Source organism: Mycobacterium sp. (genome assembly GCF_029961025.1).
GTDB lineage: Bacteria > Actinomycetota > Actinomycetes > Mycobacteriales > Mycobacteriaceae > Mycobacterium.
Window position 1 is genome coordinate 242,294 of the sequence record NZ_JASBVP010000002.1, and the last position, 15,005, is coordinate 257,298.

Annotated in this window: 11 protein-coding genes; 9 read left to right on the forward strand and 2 right to left on the reverse strand. The window is 67.4% G+C overall.

All coding sequences use genetic code 11. The features are described 5' to 3' along the window. Positions 1-254: 254 nt before the first annotated feature. The 3 genes from QJR12_RS02000 (at position 255) to QJR12_RS02010 (ending at position 2,213) form a co-directional block, all read left to right on the forward strand. On the forward strand, positions 255-569 hold the full coding sequence (locus QJR12_RS02000; RefSeq protein ID WP_300575576.1) for a metal-sensitive transcriptional regulator: 315 nt from the start codon (positions 255-257) through the stop codon (positions 567-569). Positions 570-1,085: 516 nt separating this feature from the next. Next, complete coding sequence (locus tag QJR12_RS02005; protein WP_300575578.1) at positions 1,086-1,352, forward strand: SHOCT domain-containing protein; 267 nt, start codon at positions 1,086-1,088, stop codon at positions 1,350-1,352. Positions 1,353-1,511: 159 nt separating this feature from the next. Further along, the gene (locus QJR12_RS02010) at positions 1,512-2,213 is read left to right on the forward strand and encodes a L,D-transpeptidase (protein WP_300575582.1); all 702 of its coding nucleotides are present in this window, start codon (positions 1,512-1,514) and stop codon (positions 2,211-2,213) included. A gap of 60 nt (positions 2,214-2,273) precedes the next feature. Here QJR12_RS02010 and QJR12_RS02015 read toward each other — a convergent pair whose 3' ends face one another. After that, entirely contained in the window at positions 2,274-4,235 is a 1,962-nt protein-coding gene (locus QJR12_RS02015; protein ID WP_300576491.1) for an acyltransferase family protein, read from the reverse strand. Positions 4,236-4,540: 305 nt separating this feature from the next. Further along, positions 4,541-5,965, reverse strand: a complete 1,425-nt coding sequence (locus QJR12_RS02020) for an aldehyde dehydrogenase family protein (protein ID WP_300575584.1) — start codon at positions 5,963-5,965, stop codon at positions 4,541-4,543. Positions 5,966-6,350: 385 nt separating this feature from the next. On the opposite strand from QJR12_RS02020, the gene QJR12_RS02025 reads away from it, so the two are divergent. From QJR12_RS02025 to QJR12_RS02050, 6 genes are all read left to right on the forward strand, one after another. After that, on the forward strand, positions 6,351-6,842 hold the full coding sequence (locus tag QJR12_RS02025) for a GreA/GreB family elongation factor (protein ID WP_300575586.1): 492 nt from the start codon (positions 6,351-6,353) through the stop codon (positions 6,840-6,842). A gap of 52 nt (positions 6,843-6,894) precedes the next feature. Next, complete coding sequence (locus QJR12_RS02030) at positions 6,895-7,323, forward strand: GtrA family protein (RefSeq protein ID WP_300575589.1); 429 nt, start codon at positions 6,895-6,897, stop codon at positions 7,321-7,323. 101 nt (positions 7,324-7,424) lie between these two features. Continuing rightward, positions 7,425-8,789: an FAD-binding oxidoreductase gene (locus QJR12_RS02035; RefSeq protein WP_300575592.1), complete on the forward strand. Its 1,365-nt coding sequence runs from the start codon at positions 7,425-7,427 to the stop codon at positions 8,787-8,789. Beyond that, entirely contained in the window at positions 8,789-9,553 is a 765-nt protein-coding gene (locus tag QJR12_RS02040; RefSeq protein ID WP_300575595.1) for a decaprenylphospho-beta-D-erythro-pentofuranosid-2-ulose 2-reductase, read from the forward strand. The genes QJR12_RS02035 and QJR12_RS02040 overlap by 1 nt, the downstream gene beginning before the upstream one ends. A 2-nt stretch (positions 9,554-9,555) precedes the next feature. Further along, the gene (locus tag QJR12_RS02045; protein ID WP_300575597.1) at positions 9,556-11,490 is read left to right on the forward strand and encodes a galactan 5-O-arabinofuranosyltransferase; all 1,935 of its coding nucleotides are present in this window, start codon (positions 9,556-9,558) and stop codon (positions 11,488-11,490) included. A gap of 109 nt (positions 11,491-11,599) precedes the next feature. Beyond that, positions 11,600-14,848, forward strand: coding sequence for an arabinosyltransferase domain-containing protein (locus tag QJR12_RS02050; protein ID WP_300576494.1), 3,249 nt, complete (start codon positions 11,600-11,602; stop codon positions 14,846-14,848). Positions 14,849-15,005 lie beyond the last annotated feature (157 nt).

Below are 15,005 nucleotides of genomic sequence, written 5' to 3' on the forward strand. Positions count from 1 at the left end.
CGACCTTGGGTGACCCACATTGGCTACCCGTACCCCCACGGGGTAGCCAGCTATAGTGGTTACATGCCGCCCACTTTGACCCGAGGTTGCGCCGCCTCGACGCGTCCGTGCCCGGACACGCGGCGGCGGCCGACGATCAGCCACCCGGACGCCGTTGCGGCGGCCGGGTCCGGGGCCGGCGACGGCGAAAACCACCGAGGCGTCGGCGGGCGACGGGGAGGTCGCCTCAGCGCAGGAAGGCAAGGTCCAGCCCGATGACCAACACGCTCGAACAGCAGCGGCACGCCACCTATGGATATGTCGCGCACAAGGACAGCTACGCTAAGCGGCTGAGCAAAATCGAGGGTCAGGTCCGCGGCATCGCGAAGATGATCGAAGAAGACAAGTACTGCATCGACGTCCTCACTCAGATCAGCGCGGTCAGCAGCGCCTTACGATCGGTGGCGTTAAACCTGCTCGACGAGCACCTTGATCACTGCGTGAGCCACGCGCTCGCCGAGGGCGGCAAGGAGGCCGAGGTGAAACTCGCCGAAGCCTCCGCCGCCATCGCACGGCTGGTCCGCTCCTGATCTACCGGCCCCACCGAGTCGACCCGGGTGAGCGCCACGCCCGGGAATGCACCGCTCGTGACTACCGGCGGCCGATCGCCCCGGCCGAGGGAAGGGCCGGTCGGTTGGCGAATATACCCTACCGGGGTAGGGTAGCTGATGGCACGGACCGCCAGCACTCTGCAGGAAGGACGAGACGATGAAGGAAACCGGGACCTGCCACTGTAAGTCCACTGGTTGTCGGTGCGCCGACCACGCGTGCACCCGGGCATCCGGCTGTAGGTGCGGTCACGCCGATTGCCGGTGCAACAACTGATCCCCTCCGGCCAGGGCCTCGACGTCGCGGACTGCGTGCCGAGGCCCTGGCTTTTTTGCGGCAGGGCCAAGAGTAAAGCCGAAGCGTTTGCGCCCGACGCCCGCTGCGGCTGCGCGCGCCATCAGAAGAAGGGACTATCGACCCTATGGGGGCCTGCGGTTCCCGCCCAGGCTGAAGTCACTACATGAGAGTGTTGGAGAAGCGGTCGAAGGGATGCGCCAATGATGTATGACGGGGACGGCTGGATGTGGGATGGCGGCGGCTGGGGAGGCTGGATCGTGATGGTCATTGTGATGGCGTTGTTCTTAACGGCGGTGATCGCGGCCGTTGCCCTGGCGATCCGTTATCTGGGCGGTTCAGCCCCCGCAGAACCGCCCGGCTATGGGCTCTCACGCGCGGAAGAGGTGCTCGCCGAACGCTTCGCGCGCGGTGAAATCGACGAAGAGGAATACCGGCGGCGCATGGCGGCGCTTCGTGAACACCGCTGAACCCGAGACCCCGTCAACCTTCGCCGGCCGGCCTTGGAATCGCTGTCGGCCCGCCAGCGAGAATCGGAAACGGGCACAGTTGCCTGCGATGCGAAAGGGGTGGACGTGCTAAGGGCAGCCAGGTCGCTATTCGTCCTCGCAGGTGTCCTCGCGACGGCCGTGGCGCTATCAACCGGGCCGGGCTCGGCGGCCGTTGCGACACCCAGCGCGGTGCCCGGTGTGACCTCGATTCAGCCGGCGAGCGGCGAGGTGGTCGGTGTCGCGCATCCGGTCATCGTCACCTTCAACGGCCCGGTCGCCGACCGAACCGCGGCCCAACGGACCATCAAGATCGTCTCTCCGAGCCGGACGCCCGGGCGCTTCACCTGGGTGGCCGACAATGCCGTGCAATGGACTCCGGTGGCGTACTGGCCCGCCCATACGACGGTGACTGTGCGGGTCCGCGGCTTATCCACCGGATTCGACACCGGAGACGCGGTGAAAGCCGTTGCCAGCATCTCCGCGCACACCTTCACCGTCAGCATCAACGACCAGGTAGTCCGCGTCATGCCGGCATCGATGGGCAAGCCCAGCCGCCCAACGCCCGTTGGTCATTTCAGCGCCTTATCCAAAGAGCGGACCGTGACCTTCGATTCGCGAACCATCGGCATCCCGCTCAGTTCTCCCGAGGGCTACCTGATCCAGGGTCAGTATGCCGTCCGGGTGACATGGAGCGGCGTGTACGTGCACTCGGCTCCCTGGTCGGTGGACTCACAGGGCTACGCGAACGTCAGTCACGGCTGCATCAATCTCAGCCCGGACAATGCCGCCTGGTATTTCGACACCGTGCATATCGGTGATCCGATCATCGTGGAGAGCTGAGCGGCACCGGGTTCACGCCGATGTCCCCGGTAACGTTTCCATCCGGGGAGGGGCCAGCGGCTACCGTATCGATTCCTCGAGCCACGGGGTCAGCCACTTCACCCCCTCCGGAGTAAGGTGCACGCCGTCGCTACGCACCGGTATGCCATCGACTTTCGCGGTGTAGACCCCGTCGGGGGCGAGCTTTTTATTCAGGTCCAGTACCGCGATGTTGGGCCGATCCCGCACCGTGCGGCGAAGCAACCCGTTCCATCGATCGACCCGCTCCGGTTGGTCTTCGGGATACAGGCTGCCGTCCGGTTTTTCACCGCGCCGGCTATACGGTGCGGTGGCAACCACCACCCGGGCCCCGGTGGAGCCCAGGATGTCCAGCGCCCGCTGCAGTTCTGCGGTCAGATAGGAATCGAACGCCGGGTCGCCGATGTGGGTCCAGCGTCCCTCATTGACCCGGTCAATCGTTTCCCAGCGACCGATGACCAGCAGTGCGACGTCGGGCCGGTCCCGGCTCACTTGCGCGGCCCACCGGGCGGGCCAGCTATCGCATTCCGGCTTCTGATCGATGACCTGGCCGAAATACCGGTACGGGCCGCTGCGGACGATGCTGCATCCGATGACGGTGTGGTCGACGAAATTAAACCCTGGCGTCGCGGGCAGATAGTGCATCAACGTCCAGGCGATCGAGTCGCCGAAGACCGAAACCGTGAACGGCCGGGCGGGATCTCGCCGCGCCACGGCCGGCACGGGCCGAGATCCCACCGATGGCGCCGGTGAAACCACCGCCACCGGCGACACCCCGGGCGGAACACTGCGATCGGGCACCGGCGCGGGACCAACGCCGGCGGGCACAAGTAGCACCGTCACCGCGGCGGCCGTGGCGACCGTGGCGCCCGCCAACCGCAGCAGCGGCACCCCAACCGGTTGCCACCGCCGGACGGGCTGCTCGATCAACCACCAGGACACGGCGGCCATCGCCACGGTGGCGGCGCAGCGAACCGCAAACAACCGCCAGCCGCACCATCCGGTCCGCTCGCCGTTGAGCACCAAAAAGATTGGCCAATGCCAAAGATAGACACCGTATGAGATGGCGCCGAGCCACACCAGGGGAGGCCAAGCCAGCAACCGGGCAACCGGCCCACGCTGCTCCAGCGCCACCGGAGCGATCACCACGACCGCCGCGACGGCCACCGCGGCCAGCAGTCCCGTGTGAAGTTCCCGCACACCGCCCGTCGCATAGTGCGCACCCGCCGCCAGCCCCGCCAGGCCGATGACCGGCAGCACCCGGGCGGCCCACCGCGCCCGGCGGGAGCGGAGCACGCACCGGCCGCGGTTCAGTGCCGGCCAGTCACGCACCAGCAGAGCCGACGCCGCAGCACCGGTCAGCAGGGCCTGCGCACGGGTATCGGTGCCGAAGTAGATTCGGTGGTGCGAGGCCTGCGGAAAGAAGACCACGACCGCGGCGGCCGAGGCCAGTGCGCCCAGCGCGGCCATCACGAACACGATGAGCCGAACCCCGCTCACCGTTGCCCACAGCCGGTAGCGCCGGGCCCACGCCGCCAACAACACGGCCACCGCGATCAGCACCAGCGGCCAGAGGACGTAGAACTGCTCCTCGACACCGAGCGACCAGGCGTGCTGCAGCGGCGAGGGTGCGGCGCCTTGCGTGAAATAGTCCGTTTTCTGCGCGACGAATCTCCAGTTCGCCACCCACAACAAGGTGGCGACGGCGTCCTCTCGCAGCCCGGCGACGGCCTCCTGCGGAAACCACTCGCGAGCCACCGCGAGAGTTACCACCAGCAGCACCAGCGCCGGCAACAGCCGACGGACCCGGCGCACCCAGAACCCCGCGGGATCGATGCGGCCGGTTCGCCCCAGTTCGTCGAGCAGCAGCGAGGTAATCAAAAAACCGCTCAGGACGAAAAACACGTCCACGCCGATGAACCCGCCACCCATACCGGGGATGCCGCCGTGTTCGGCGAGCACCAGCGCGACCGCGACACCCCGAAGCCCGTCCAATGCCGGGATGCCGCGCCCGGACCCCGGGCGAGCCGGTGACCGGACGGGGGCGACCCAGCGGGTCCGGCGGGCATAGTGAACCGGCGCAGGGTAGGACCTGGCCGGTTCAGTGCCCGCTCGCCCCGCACCCGGCCGGTCCGCGCGAACAGCGCTGTCGGTGCTGCCGATACGTCGATTCCCCCTACCTGTCGGGTCGCAGCAAGCTTAGCCGCGATCGACCCACCGTTGCGGAAGACACGGCGATACCACCACTATTCGCAAACTATTCGCAAACTATTCCGAAACTAGTCGAAAACCTGGGCACGACTCGGGCATCACCGGGGCGCGTAACCTAGGATCGCCTTGGTTTCCAGGTACTCATGGAAGCCGAAGCTGCCCCATTCGCGACCGTTGCCGCTTCGCTTGTAGCCTCCGAAGGGAGCCTGGATGTCGAAGGCGTGGTTGATCGTCACCCAGCCGGCGCGGATCTTAGCGGCCACCTCCCGCGCTTTCGCCAGGTCGGCTCCCGAAACATAGCCCGCCAGACCGTAGTCGGTGTCGTTGGCAATCTCGATGGCCTCATCGAGATCGTTGTAGCCCTGAATGCAGAGCACCGGCCCGAAGATCTCCTCGCGCGCGATGGTCATGTCGTTGGTGACCCCGGCGAAGACGGTGGGCTTGGCGTAGTAGCCGGTATCCAGGCCCTCGGGACGACCGAGGCCGCCGGTGACCAGTGTGGCGCCCTCGTCGATGCCCTGCTGGATCAAGCGCTGCACCTTGTCGAACTGCGCCCTTGAGGCCAGCGGTCCGATGGCGCGGCTGGCCTCGGGGTTACCGACCGGAACCTGTTCAGCGGCGTCACGCGCTATTGCGATGGCCTGCGCCAGACGCGAATTGGGTACCAGCATCCGCGAGGGCGCATTGCAGCTCTGGCCGGTGTTGAGCATCATGTTGACCACACCGGCACGGACGCTGCTCTCGAATTGTGCGTCGTCAAGAATGATGTTCGGGCTCTTTCCCCCCAGTTCCTGGGTGACCCGTTTGACGGTCGGGGCGGCTCTGGCGGCCACGTCGATGCCGGCGCGGGTCGACCCGGTGAACGAGATCATGTCGATACCGGGGTGGCCGGACAGTGCCGCACCCACGCCCGGACCGTCGCCGTTGACGAGGTTGTACACACCGCCCGGCACCCCCGCCGCGTCAAGGACTTCGCTGAAGATGTAGGCGGAGTACGGCGCCACCTCGGAGGGCTTCAAGATCATCGTGCACCCGGTCGCCAGCGCGGGATACACCTTGACCGCGATCTGGTTGAGCGGCCAGTTCCACGGTGTTATCAGCCCGCACACCCCTATCGGCTCGCTGACCAGCAGGGTTTCCCCGTGTTGCTCCTCAAACGCAAAATTTTTCAGCACGTCGATGGCGGTCACTAGATGACTCAGGCCAAGCTTCACCTGCGGCCCGGCCGCCAGCGACGGCGGAGCACCCATCTCCTCGGTCACTGCCTCTGCCAGATCTCCTGCACGCCTTTGATATTCAGAACGGATCGCCTGCAGCAGATCAAGGCGCTCCGCACGGCTGCTCTGCGACCAACTGGCGAAGGCCCGGCGCGCGGCGGTTACCGCTGCGTCGACGTCGGCCGCCGAACCGAGCGAGATTTTTCCGGTGATCTGTTCGGTGGCAGGATTTTCGACATCAAACAGGTGGGGTTGGGCCGGGTCGACCCATCGGCCGTCGATATAAAACTTCACATACTCGCGCATGACGCCATCCTCCTCCCCCGCCGACTCCCCCGCCGGGTCCCCGGGAATGCCCCCGGGCGTGAACTCGGCATGGTCCGACGGTGTGCGCTGGCGGCCCTCGTGCCGGCCCGGACGGCCACGGGGGGCCGGACGGCCCGACCCACCCCCGCCCGGGAAGGCCGGCCGGCCCGAACAGCCGGCGACCGGCACGCTGGGTACCCTTGCTCACGTGTTTGCCGCCCTCGTTGCCGCAGGCGTTTCACCCGGCGGATCGTCGCGCCGTGGTGGTGTCGCACCGAAACACCCAACCGGATGCGCAGCGTGTGAATAATTGGCGAACGTACAACGACACGATGTGGGCGCTCCGCGACGGCCCTCGCGGTCGCGTCCCGAAAGGCTGGCGGACGTGGGTGAGGAACTCGAACCAAAACGGCTCCCCGACACCACCCGGGATCGGTTAGAGGCTGAGCTGGCCCGACTGCGGGAACGACGCCGCCGGCTGGAGGTCGAGGTCAAAAGCGACCGTGGGATGGTGGGCGATCACGGGGACGCCGCCGAAGCGATCCAGCGCGCTGACGAGCTGGCCCTGCTCGATGAGCAGATCCTCGAACTCGACCGGATGTTGCGCACCGGGCGTGGACGGTTGCTGGCCGACGACACGAAGACGCTGCCCGCCGGCACCGAAGTGACCTTGCGGTTTGCCGATGGCACGGTCGCCACGATGCACGTGATATCGATCGTGGAAGAAACTCCGGCCGGCGGCGAAGCCGAGACGCTGACCGCCGGCAGCCCGCTGGGACGGGCATTGGTGGGGCACAAACCCGGCGACATCATCACCTACCCGACGCCCCAGGGCGAGAACCAGGTCGAGTTGCTCGACGTCAAGTTCCCGGCGTGACCGCCTCGCGCTGCCCGGCGGCGGGCCGGCGCGCGCCCGTAGACTGCCCGCGATGACCCGACCGTCCGCTGACCTCGCCGCCCCGCGTGCACCCCTGAGGTTGACGACACAGGTGTGGCGATTCGTCGTCACCGGCGCCCTGGCGGCGGTCATCGATTTCGGTCTTTACGTGGCGCTCTACCGGGTGCTTGGGGTGCAGGTCGATCTGTCCAAAGCGGCCGGCTTCGTCGCCGGCACGGTCACCGCCTATCTGATCAACCGCCGGTGGACGTTTCGGGCGTCGCCGAGCACCGCGCGCTTCGTCGCCGTCATGGCGCTCTACGGGCTCACCTTCACCGTGCAGGTCGGGCTCAACCACCTGGGTTTGGCGTTGCTCGGCTACCGGGCCTGGGCGGTGCCCGTCGCGTTCGTGATCGCGCAGGGAACCGCCACGGTGATCAACTTCATCGTGCAGCGGTCGGTGATTTTTCGGGCCCGCTGAGCACGCTCACCGGCCCACCCCAGCGGGCCGCATGGCCCGGCAGCTCCCCGGACGCGGCGCATCCCGCACCGTCACCCGGTGGGGCGGTACCCTCTGTGACGATGTTGACGACCAAACGGCTCAGCGGCTGGGGCCGCACCGCTGCCTCGGTGGCCACGGTACTGTCCACCCGCGACCCCGAGGAAATCGCCGCGGCGGTGGTCCGGGCCGCCGACGCGGGCGGCCGAGGGGTGATCGCGCGGGGCCTGGGTCGCTCGTATGGCGATAACGCCCAGAACGGCGGCGGGTTGGTGATCGACATGACCCCGCTGAACACCATCCATGCGATCAACGCCGACACCCGCCTCGCCGATGTCGACGCCGGCGTCAGCCTGGATCAGCTGATGAAGGCGGCGCTGCCGTTCGGGCTGTGGGTTCCGGTGCTGCCGGGAACCCGCCAGGTCACCGTCGGCGGGGCGATCGCCTGTGACATACACGGCAAGAACCATCACAGCGCGGGCAGCTTCGGCAACCACGTCCGGTCGATGGACCTGCTGACCGCGGACGGCCGGATACGTCACCTCACCCCCGACGGTGAGGACTCCGAGCTGTTCTGGGCCACCGTCGGCGGTAACGGCCTGACCGGCATCATCTTGCGGGCCACCATCGAGATGACACCCACCCAGACGGCATATTTCATCGCCGACGGCGACATCACCGCCGGCCTCGATGAGACGATCGCCTTTCACAGCGACGGCAGTGAAGCCCGCTACCCGTACTCGTCGGCCTGGTTCGACGCGATCAGCGCACCACCGAAGCTGGGACGAGCCGCGATCTCACGCGGCTCGCTGGCCACCGTGGACCAGTTGCCGAAAAAGATTCGGAAGAATCCATTGAAGTTTGATGCGCCGCAACTATTTACGTTCCCCGATATCTTTCCCGGAGGCCTGGCCGGCAAGTATACGTTCGCTGCGATCGGTGAGCTGTGGTACCGCAAGTCCGGAACATATCGCGGTGAAATCCAAAACCTCACCCGGTTCTACCACCCGCTGGACATGTTCGGGGAATGGAACCGGGCCTACGGACGGGCCGGATTCCTGCAGTACCAATTCGTGGTTCCGACCGCGGCGGTCACCGAGTTCAAGGCGGTCATCCGGGATATCCAGGCCAGCGGGCACTATTCATTTCTGAACGTGTTCAAGCTGTTCGGTGAGGCCAACCGGGCACCGCTGAGCTTTCCCTTCCCGGGCTGGAACATCTGCGTCGATTTCCCGATCAAGCCCGGCCTTAACGAATTCCTTGCCAAACTTGACCGCCGCATCCTGGAATTCGGTGGCCGGCTGTACACCGCCAAAGACTCCCGCACCACCGCTGAGACCTTCCACGCCATGTATCCGCGCATCGACGAGTGGATCGCGCTGCGCCGCAAGGTCGATCCCGTCGGTGTTTTCGTCTCCGACCTGGCCCGGCGCTTGGAGCTGCTGTAATGGTGCTCGACGCGCTGGGAAACCCGCAAGCCATTCTGCTGCTCGGCGGCACCTCCGAGATCGGGCTGGCCATCTGCCAGCGCTACCTGCAAAACGCGCCCGCGCGTGTGGTGCTGGCCGCGCTGCCCGATGATCCCGGCCGCGACGATGCGGTGGCACAGATGACGGCCGCAGGCGCTAAGGCGGTGGAGCTGATCGACTTTGACGCTCTCGACACCGACAGCCATCCGAAGGTGATCGAGCGGGCTTTTGCCAACGGCGATATCGACGTGGCTATTGTCGCTTTTGGGCTGCTCGGCGACGCCGAGGAACTGTGGCGCAACCAGCGCAAGGCGGTACAGATCGCTGAAATCAATTACACTGCAGCGGTTTCCGTCGGAGTCCTGCTGGGTGACAAAATGCGCGCCCAGGGTTTCGGTCAGATTATCGTGATGAGCTCGGTGGCCGGCGAGCGGGTGCGGCGGTCCAACTTCGTCTACGGCTCCACCAAGGCGGGTCTGGACGGCTTCTATCTGGGCCTCTCCGAAGCGTTACGCGAGTTCGGTGTTCGTGTCTTGGTGGTCCGCCCGGGGCAGGTGCGCACCCGGATGAGCGCGCACCTCAAAGAGGCGCCACTGACCGTCGACAAGGAATATATCGCCGAACTGGCGGTCACCGCATCCGCAAAAGGCAAGGAATTGGTTTGGGCACCACCGGCATTCCGCTACGTCATGATGATCTTACGACATATCCCGCGCAGAGTCTTCCGCAAGCTGCCCCTTTGATCATGCGCAATGCACTGGCCGTCCTGGGCCAGATGGCTGCGGCGGTGGTGGCGGCGGTTGCGGTGGCGGTGATTTCGCTTCAGGCCATCGCCGGGGTCAACTGGCCCGCCTACCCGTCGTCCAACCAGTTGCATGCCCTGACCACCGTCGGTCAAGTCGGCTGCATCCTCGGGCTGATCACCGCCGGCTGGATGTGGCGGCGGGGGCGGGGCGCCGCCGGGAGATGGTGGCGGCTTTCGGCTCGGCTCGCGGCGCTGGTGTTTATCTCGGCGTTTTGCGTGGTGACCCTGGCCATGCCGCTGGGCGCGACCAGGCTGTATCTGTTCGGCATCTCGGTGGACCAACAGTTCCGCACCGAATATCTGACCCGGCTGACCGACACCGCCGCGCTGCGCGACATGACCTACATCGGCCTGCCGCCGTTCTATCCGCCGGGCTGGTTCTGGGTCGGCGGGCGTGCCGCGGCGCTGACCGGGACACCGGCCTGGGAGATGTACAAGCCGTGGGCCATCACCTCGATCACCATCGCCGCCGCGGCGGCACTGGTGCTGTGGTGGCGAATGATCCGCTTCGAGCACGCGCTGATGGTCACCACGGCCACCGCGGCGGTGACCCTGGCCTACGCCTCGCCGGAGCCGTACGCGGCGATGATCACGCTGCTGCTGCCACCGGTGCTGATCCTGACCTGGTCGGGCCTGCGGTCGGGCAGCCGATCCGGCGGTTGGGCCGCGGTCATCGGTGCCGGGCTTTTCCTGGGCGTCACGGCCACCTGTTACACCCTGCTGCTGGCCTTCACCGCGTTCACGGTGGTGTTGATGGCGGTCCTGCTGGCCGGATCCCGCCGGCGCCGGGGGCTGCGCAGCGCAGCCGACCCGCTGGCTCGGCTGAGCGTCATCGCCGTCATCGCGGCGGGTATCGGGTCGAGCACCTGGCTGCCGTTTGTGCTGCGGGCCGCGCGCGACCCGGTCGGCAATGCCGGCAGCGCACAGCACTACCTGCCCGCCGACGGCGCTGCGCTGCCCTTCCCGATGCTGCAGTTCACCGTGCTGGGCGCGGTCTGCATGCTGGGCACCCTGTGGCTGGTGGCGCGGGCCCGCTCGTCCGCCCGGGCGGCCGCGTTGGCGATCGGCGTACTCGCGGTGTACCTGTGGTCGCTGCTGTCGATGCTGGCCACGCTGGCGCGCACCACGCTGCTGTCGTTTCGGCTGCAGCCGACGTTGACCGTGCTGCTCACCGCCGCCGGCGTATTCGGGTTCATCGAGGTGGTTCTCGCGCTAACCGCGCGGGCCCGCGAAAACGGCCGGGAGCGCGGCTGGGGACGCGGTGTCGTCCCGGTGGCCGCCGCGGTGGGGTTGGCCGCGGCGATTGCGTTCAGCCAGGACATTCCGGAGGTGCTGCGACCCGACCTCACGATTGCCTACACCGACACCGACGGCTTTGGCCAGCGCGGCGATCGCCGCCCGCCCGGCGCCGAGAAGTACTATCCGGCCATCAACGCCGTCATCGCCCGGACCACCGGGAAACCCCCCGACCAGCTCGTCGTGCTGACGGCCGATTACAGCTTTCTTTCCTATTACCCCTACTGGGGCTTTCAAGGGTTGACACCGCATTACGCCAACCCGTTGGCGCACTTCGATCGGCGGGCCGCCCAGATCAAAAGCTGGTCCGGCCTGCACACCGCCGACCAGTTCCTGCATGCCCTGGACACGCTGCCCTGGCAGCCGCCGACGGTGTTTTTGATGCGCCGCGGCGCTGGTTCTGGCCCGAGGGCCAGCTACACGCTGCGGCTGGCCGCGGACGTCTACCCCAACCAGCCCAATGTCCGTCGTTACACCGTGGACTTGCGGGCCACCCTGTTCGCCGACCCGCGGTTCGTCGTCGAGCACATCGGCCCGTTCGTGCTCGCCATCCGCAAGCCCGTTCCGGGGCCCCGATGACCACCGAAACCGCACGTGACGAGTCACACAATTACCATCTAGGTCCGTGACCACCGCGGGCGCGAACTACCGGACCACCGGGGATGACCGGACGGCCGGGGACGGCCCGATCGTCGAGGTCGACCGGACCGACCTCGACACCCGGATCACCTGCGACGCCCGGACCGGCCGGGACTACCGCATCGCCCGAAAGGTCGCCATCGTCGCCGGCCTCACCGGCGCCGTGCTCGCGCTGCTCACGCCGCTGCTGCCGGTCACACAGACCACCGCCCGACTGACTTGGCCGCAAAACGGCGTCTTCGAGAGCGTGGCGGCGCCGCTCATCGGCTACGTGGCCACCGACCTGTCCGTCAGCATCCCGTGCCGGGCGGCCGCCGGCCTGACGCCCGGCACCACCAAAACCGTGTTGCTGTCGACGGTGCCCAAGCAAGCGCCCAACGCCGTCGATCGCGGGCTGCTCATCGAGCGGGCAAACGGTGACTTGGTGGTGGTGGTGCGCAACACCCCGGTGGTCAGCGCCCCGATGAGCCAGGTCCTCGGCCCGGCCTGCCGGCGGGTGACCTTCACCGCGCACGCCGACAAGGTGACCGGCGAGTTTGTCGGGCTCACCCAGGGCCCGCACGCCGACCACCCCGGAGCGCCGCTGCGCGGCGAACGCGGTGGCTATGACTTTCGGCCGCAGATCGTCGGGGTTTTCACCGACCTTTCCGGGCCGGCGCCGGCGGGGCTGAGGTTCTCGGCGACCGTTGACACCCGCTACAGCAGCTCGCCCACGCCGCTGAAGCTGGCCGCGATGATCCTCGGGGTGACGCTGACCGTGGTGGCGCTGGTGGCGCTGCACATCCTGGACTGCTCCGACGGTCTGCGTCACCGGCGCGTCCTGCCGCCGCGCTGGTGGTCGTTCGGCGCCGTGGACGGCCTGGTCACCGCGGTCCTGGTGTGGTGGCATTTCGTCGGCGCCAACACCTCTGACGACGGCTACATCCTGACCATGGCCCGGGTGTCCGAGCACGCCGGGTATATGGCCAACTACTACCGCTGGTTCGGCACACCCGAGGCGCCGTTCGGCTGGTACTACGACCTGCTGGCGCTGTGGGCCCATGTCAGCACCGCCAGCATCTGGATGCGGCTGCCCACCCTGGCCATGGCGCTGACGTGCTGGTGGGTGATCAGTCGCGAAGTCATCCCCCGGCTGGGCCACGCCGTCAAGCGCAGCCGGGCCGCTGAATGGACGGCGGCGGGCATGTTTCTGGCCGTCTGGTTGCCGCTGAACAACGGGTTGCGGCCCGAGCCGATCATCGCCCTGGGCATCCTTTTGACGTGGTGTTCGGTGGAGCGCGCGGTGGCGACCAGCCGGCTGTTGCCGGTCGCGATCGCCTGTATCACCGGCGCGCTGACGTTGTTTTCCGGGCCGACGGGTATCGCGTCCATCGGCGCCCTGCTGGTCGCGATCGGGCCGCTGCGCACTATCGTCCACCGTCGCTCTAAACGGTTCGGCGCGCCGGCGCTGCTGGCGCCGATCATGGCCGCGGTGACCGTCACCGTGATCCTGATCTTTCGCGACCAGACCTTCGCCGGCGAGGTCCAGGCGACCATGCTCAAACGCGCCGTGGGACCCAGCCTGAGCTGGTTTGACGAGCACATCCGCTACGAGCGGTTGTTCATGGCCAGTCCCGACGGGTCGGTGGCGCGGCGCTTCGCCGTGCTCGCGTTGGTGGTCGCGCTCGCGGTGTCGGTGGCGATGTCGTTGCGCAAGGGCCGGATTCCGGGCACCGCCGCAGGACCCAGCCGGCGCATCATCGGCATCACGATCATCTCCTTCGTCGCGATGATGTTCACCCCGACCAAATGGACACACCACTTCGGGGTGTTCGCCGGGTTGGCCGGATCCCTGGGGGCGCTGGCCGCGGTCGCGGTGACCGCGGACGCGATGCGCTCCCCGCGCAACCGCACGGTGTTCGCCGCCCTGGTGCTGTTCGTGATGGCGTTGTCGTTCGCCAGCGTCAACGGCTGGTGGTACGTGTCCAATTTCGGTGTGCCGTGGTCGAACGCGTTCCCGGAATGGAAGTTTGGCTTCACCACCGCGCTGCTCGGGCTGACGGTGCTGACATTGCTGGTGGCCGCGTGGTTTCACTTCGCCTACGACGGTGGCGGCCCGCCGCCTCGGCGTTTTCGGCGGCTGGCGGGCATCGTCGAGTCCCCGTTGGCGATTGCGTCCTGGACGCTGGTCTTTTTCGAGGTGCTGTCGCTGACATTGGGGATGACCGAGCAGTATCCCGCGTGGTCGGTGGGGCGGTCTAATCTGCAGGCGCTGCCGGTTGTGGGAACCGGCAAGACCTGCGGGATGGCCGACGACGTGATGGTGGAGCAGGACCCCAACGCCGGCATGCTGGCACCCATCGGCGCGTCGGTAAAGGACGCCCTGGGCGCCGGCCTCGACGAGGGGTTCGAGCCCAACGGGATTCCCGCCGACGTCTCCGCCGACCCGGTGATGGAACGCCCCGGCGACCGCAGCTTCCTGGCCGACGACGGCCTGGTGACCAGCAGCGAGGCCGGCACCGAGGGCGGTACCACCGCAGCGCCGGGCCTCAACGGCTCCCGGGCCCGGCTGCCCTACGAGCTGGACCCGGCCCGCACACCGGTGCTGGGCAGTTGGCGGCCCGGGGTCCAGATCCCGGCCAGGCTGCGATCGGCCTGGTACCGGCTGCCGCCCCGCGACCAGGCCGGGCCGCTGCTGGTGGTGTCGGCCGCCGGGCGATTCGATCCCGGCGAAGTCCAGGTGCAGTGGGCAGGTGACGACGGAAAACCCACCGGAGCAATGGGATTCGCCGATGTGGGGGCGGCACCGGCGTGGCGCAACCTGCGGGCGCCATTGGCCGCGGTCCCGCGCAGCGCCACCCGGGTCCGGCTGATCGCCGACGACGACGACCTGGCTCCGCAACACTGGATCGCGCTGACTCCCCCGCGGATTCCTCGTCTTCGCACGCTGCAGAGCGTGGTCGGCTCCACCGACCCGGTGTTACTGGACTGGTTGGTTGGCCTGGCGTTCCCATGCCAGCGGCCGTTCGGCCATCAAAACGGTGTCATCGAAACGCCGAAGTGGCGAATCCTGCCCGACCGTTTCGGCGCCGAAGCCAACTCACCGGTCATGGATAAAAACGGTGGCGGGCCGCTGGGCATCACCGAGTTGCTGCTGCGCGCGACCACCGTCGCCAGCTATCTGAAGGACGACTGGTTTCGAGATTGGGGCGCCTTGCAGAAATTAACGCCTTATTACCCGGACGCCCAACCGGCTCGCCTGGAGCTTGGCTCAATGACCCGCAGCGGGCTGTGGAGCCCCGGGCCGCTGCGCCACTGACCTTACGATCCGCCCGACGGCGAACCGGCCGAACGACTCGTTAAGCATAAAGCAGCCGAGGGGACGGCTCGAACGAGCCACGAATGAGGTTGTGTGCCCGCGGAATCCGATTACTTTGCCTCGGCAATACACCCGGCATTGGGACTAGCCGTGGGCT

Excerpts from the sequence above, each read along its gene's own strand:
- QJR12_RS02000 (WP_300575576.1), top strand. The coding sequence starts at position 255 with ATGACCAACACGCTCGAACAGCAGCGGCACGCCACCTATGGATATGTC.
- QJR12_RS02005 (WP_300575578.1), top strand. The coding sequence starts at position 1,086 with ATGATGTATGACGGGGACGGCTGGATGTGGGATGGCGGCGGCTGGGGA.
- QJR12_RS02020 (WP_300575584.1), bottom strand. The coding sequence starts at position 5,965 with ATGCGCGAGTATGTGAAGTTTTATATCGACGGCCGATGGGTCGACCCG.
- QJR12_RS02030 (WP_300575589.1), top strand. The coding sequence starts at position 6,895 with ATGACCCGACCGTCCGCTGACCTCGCCGCCCCGCGTGCACCCCTGAGG.
- QJR12_RS02035 (WP_300575592.1), top strand. The coding sequence starts at position 7,425 with ATGTTGACGACCAAACGGCTCAGCGGCTGGGGCCGCACCGCTGCCTCG.
- QJR12_RS02040 (WP_300575595.1), top strand. The coding sequence starts at position 8,789 with ATGGTGCTCGACGCGCTGGGAAACCCGCAAGCCATTCTGCTGCTCGGC.
- QJR12_RS02045 (WP_300575597.1), top strand. The coding sequence starts at position 9,556 with ATGCGCAATGCACTGGCCGTCCTGGGCCAGATGGCTGCGGCGGTGGTG.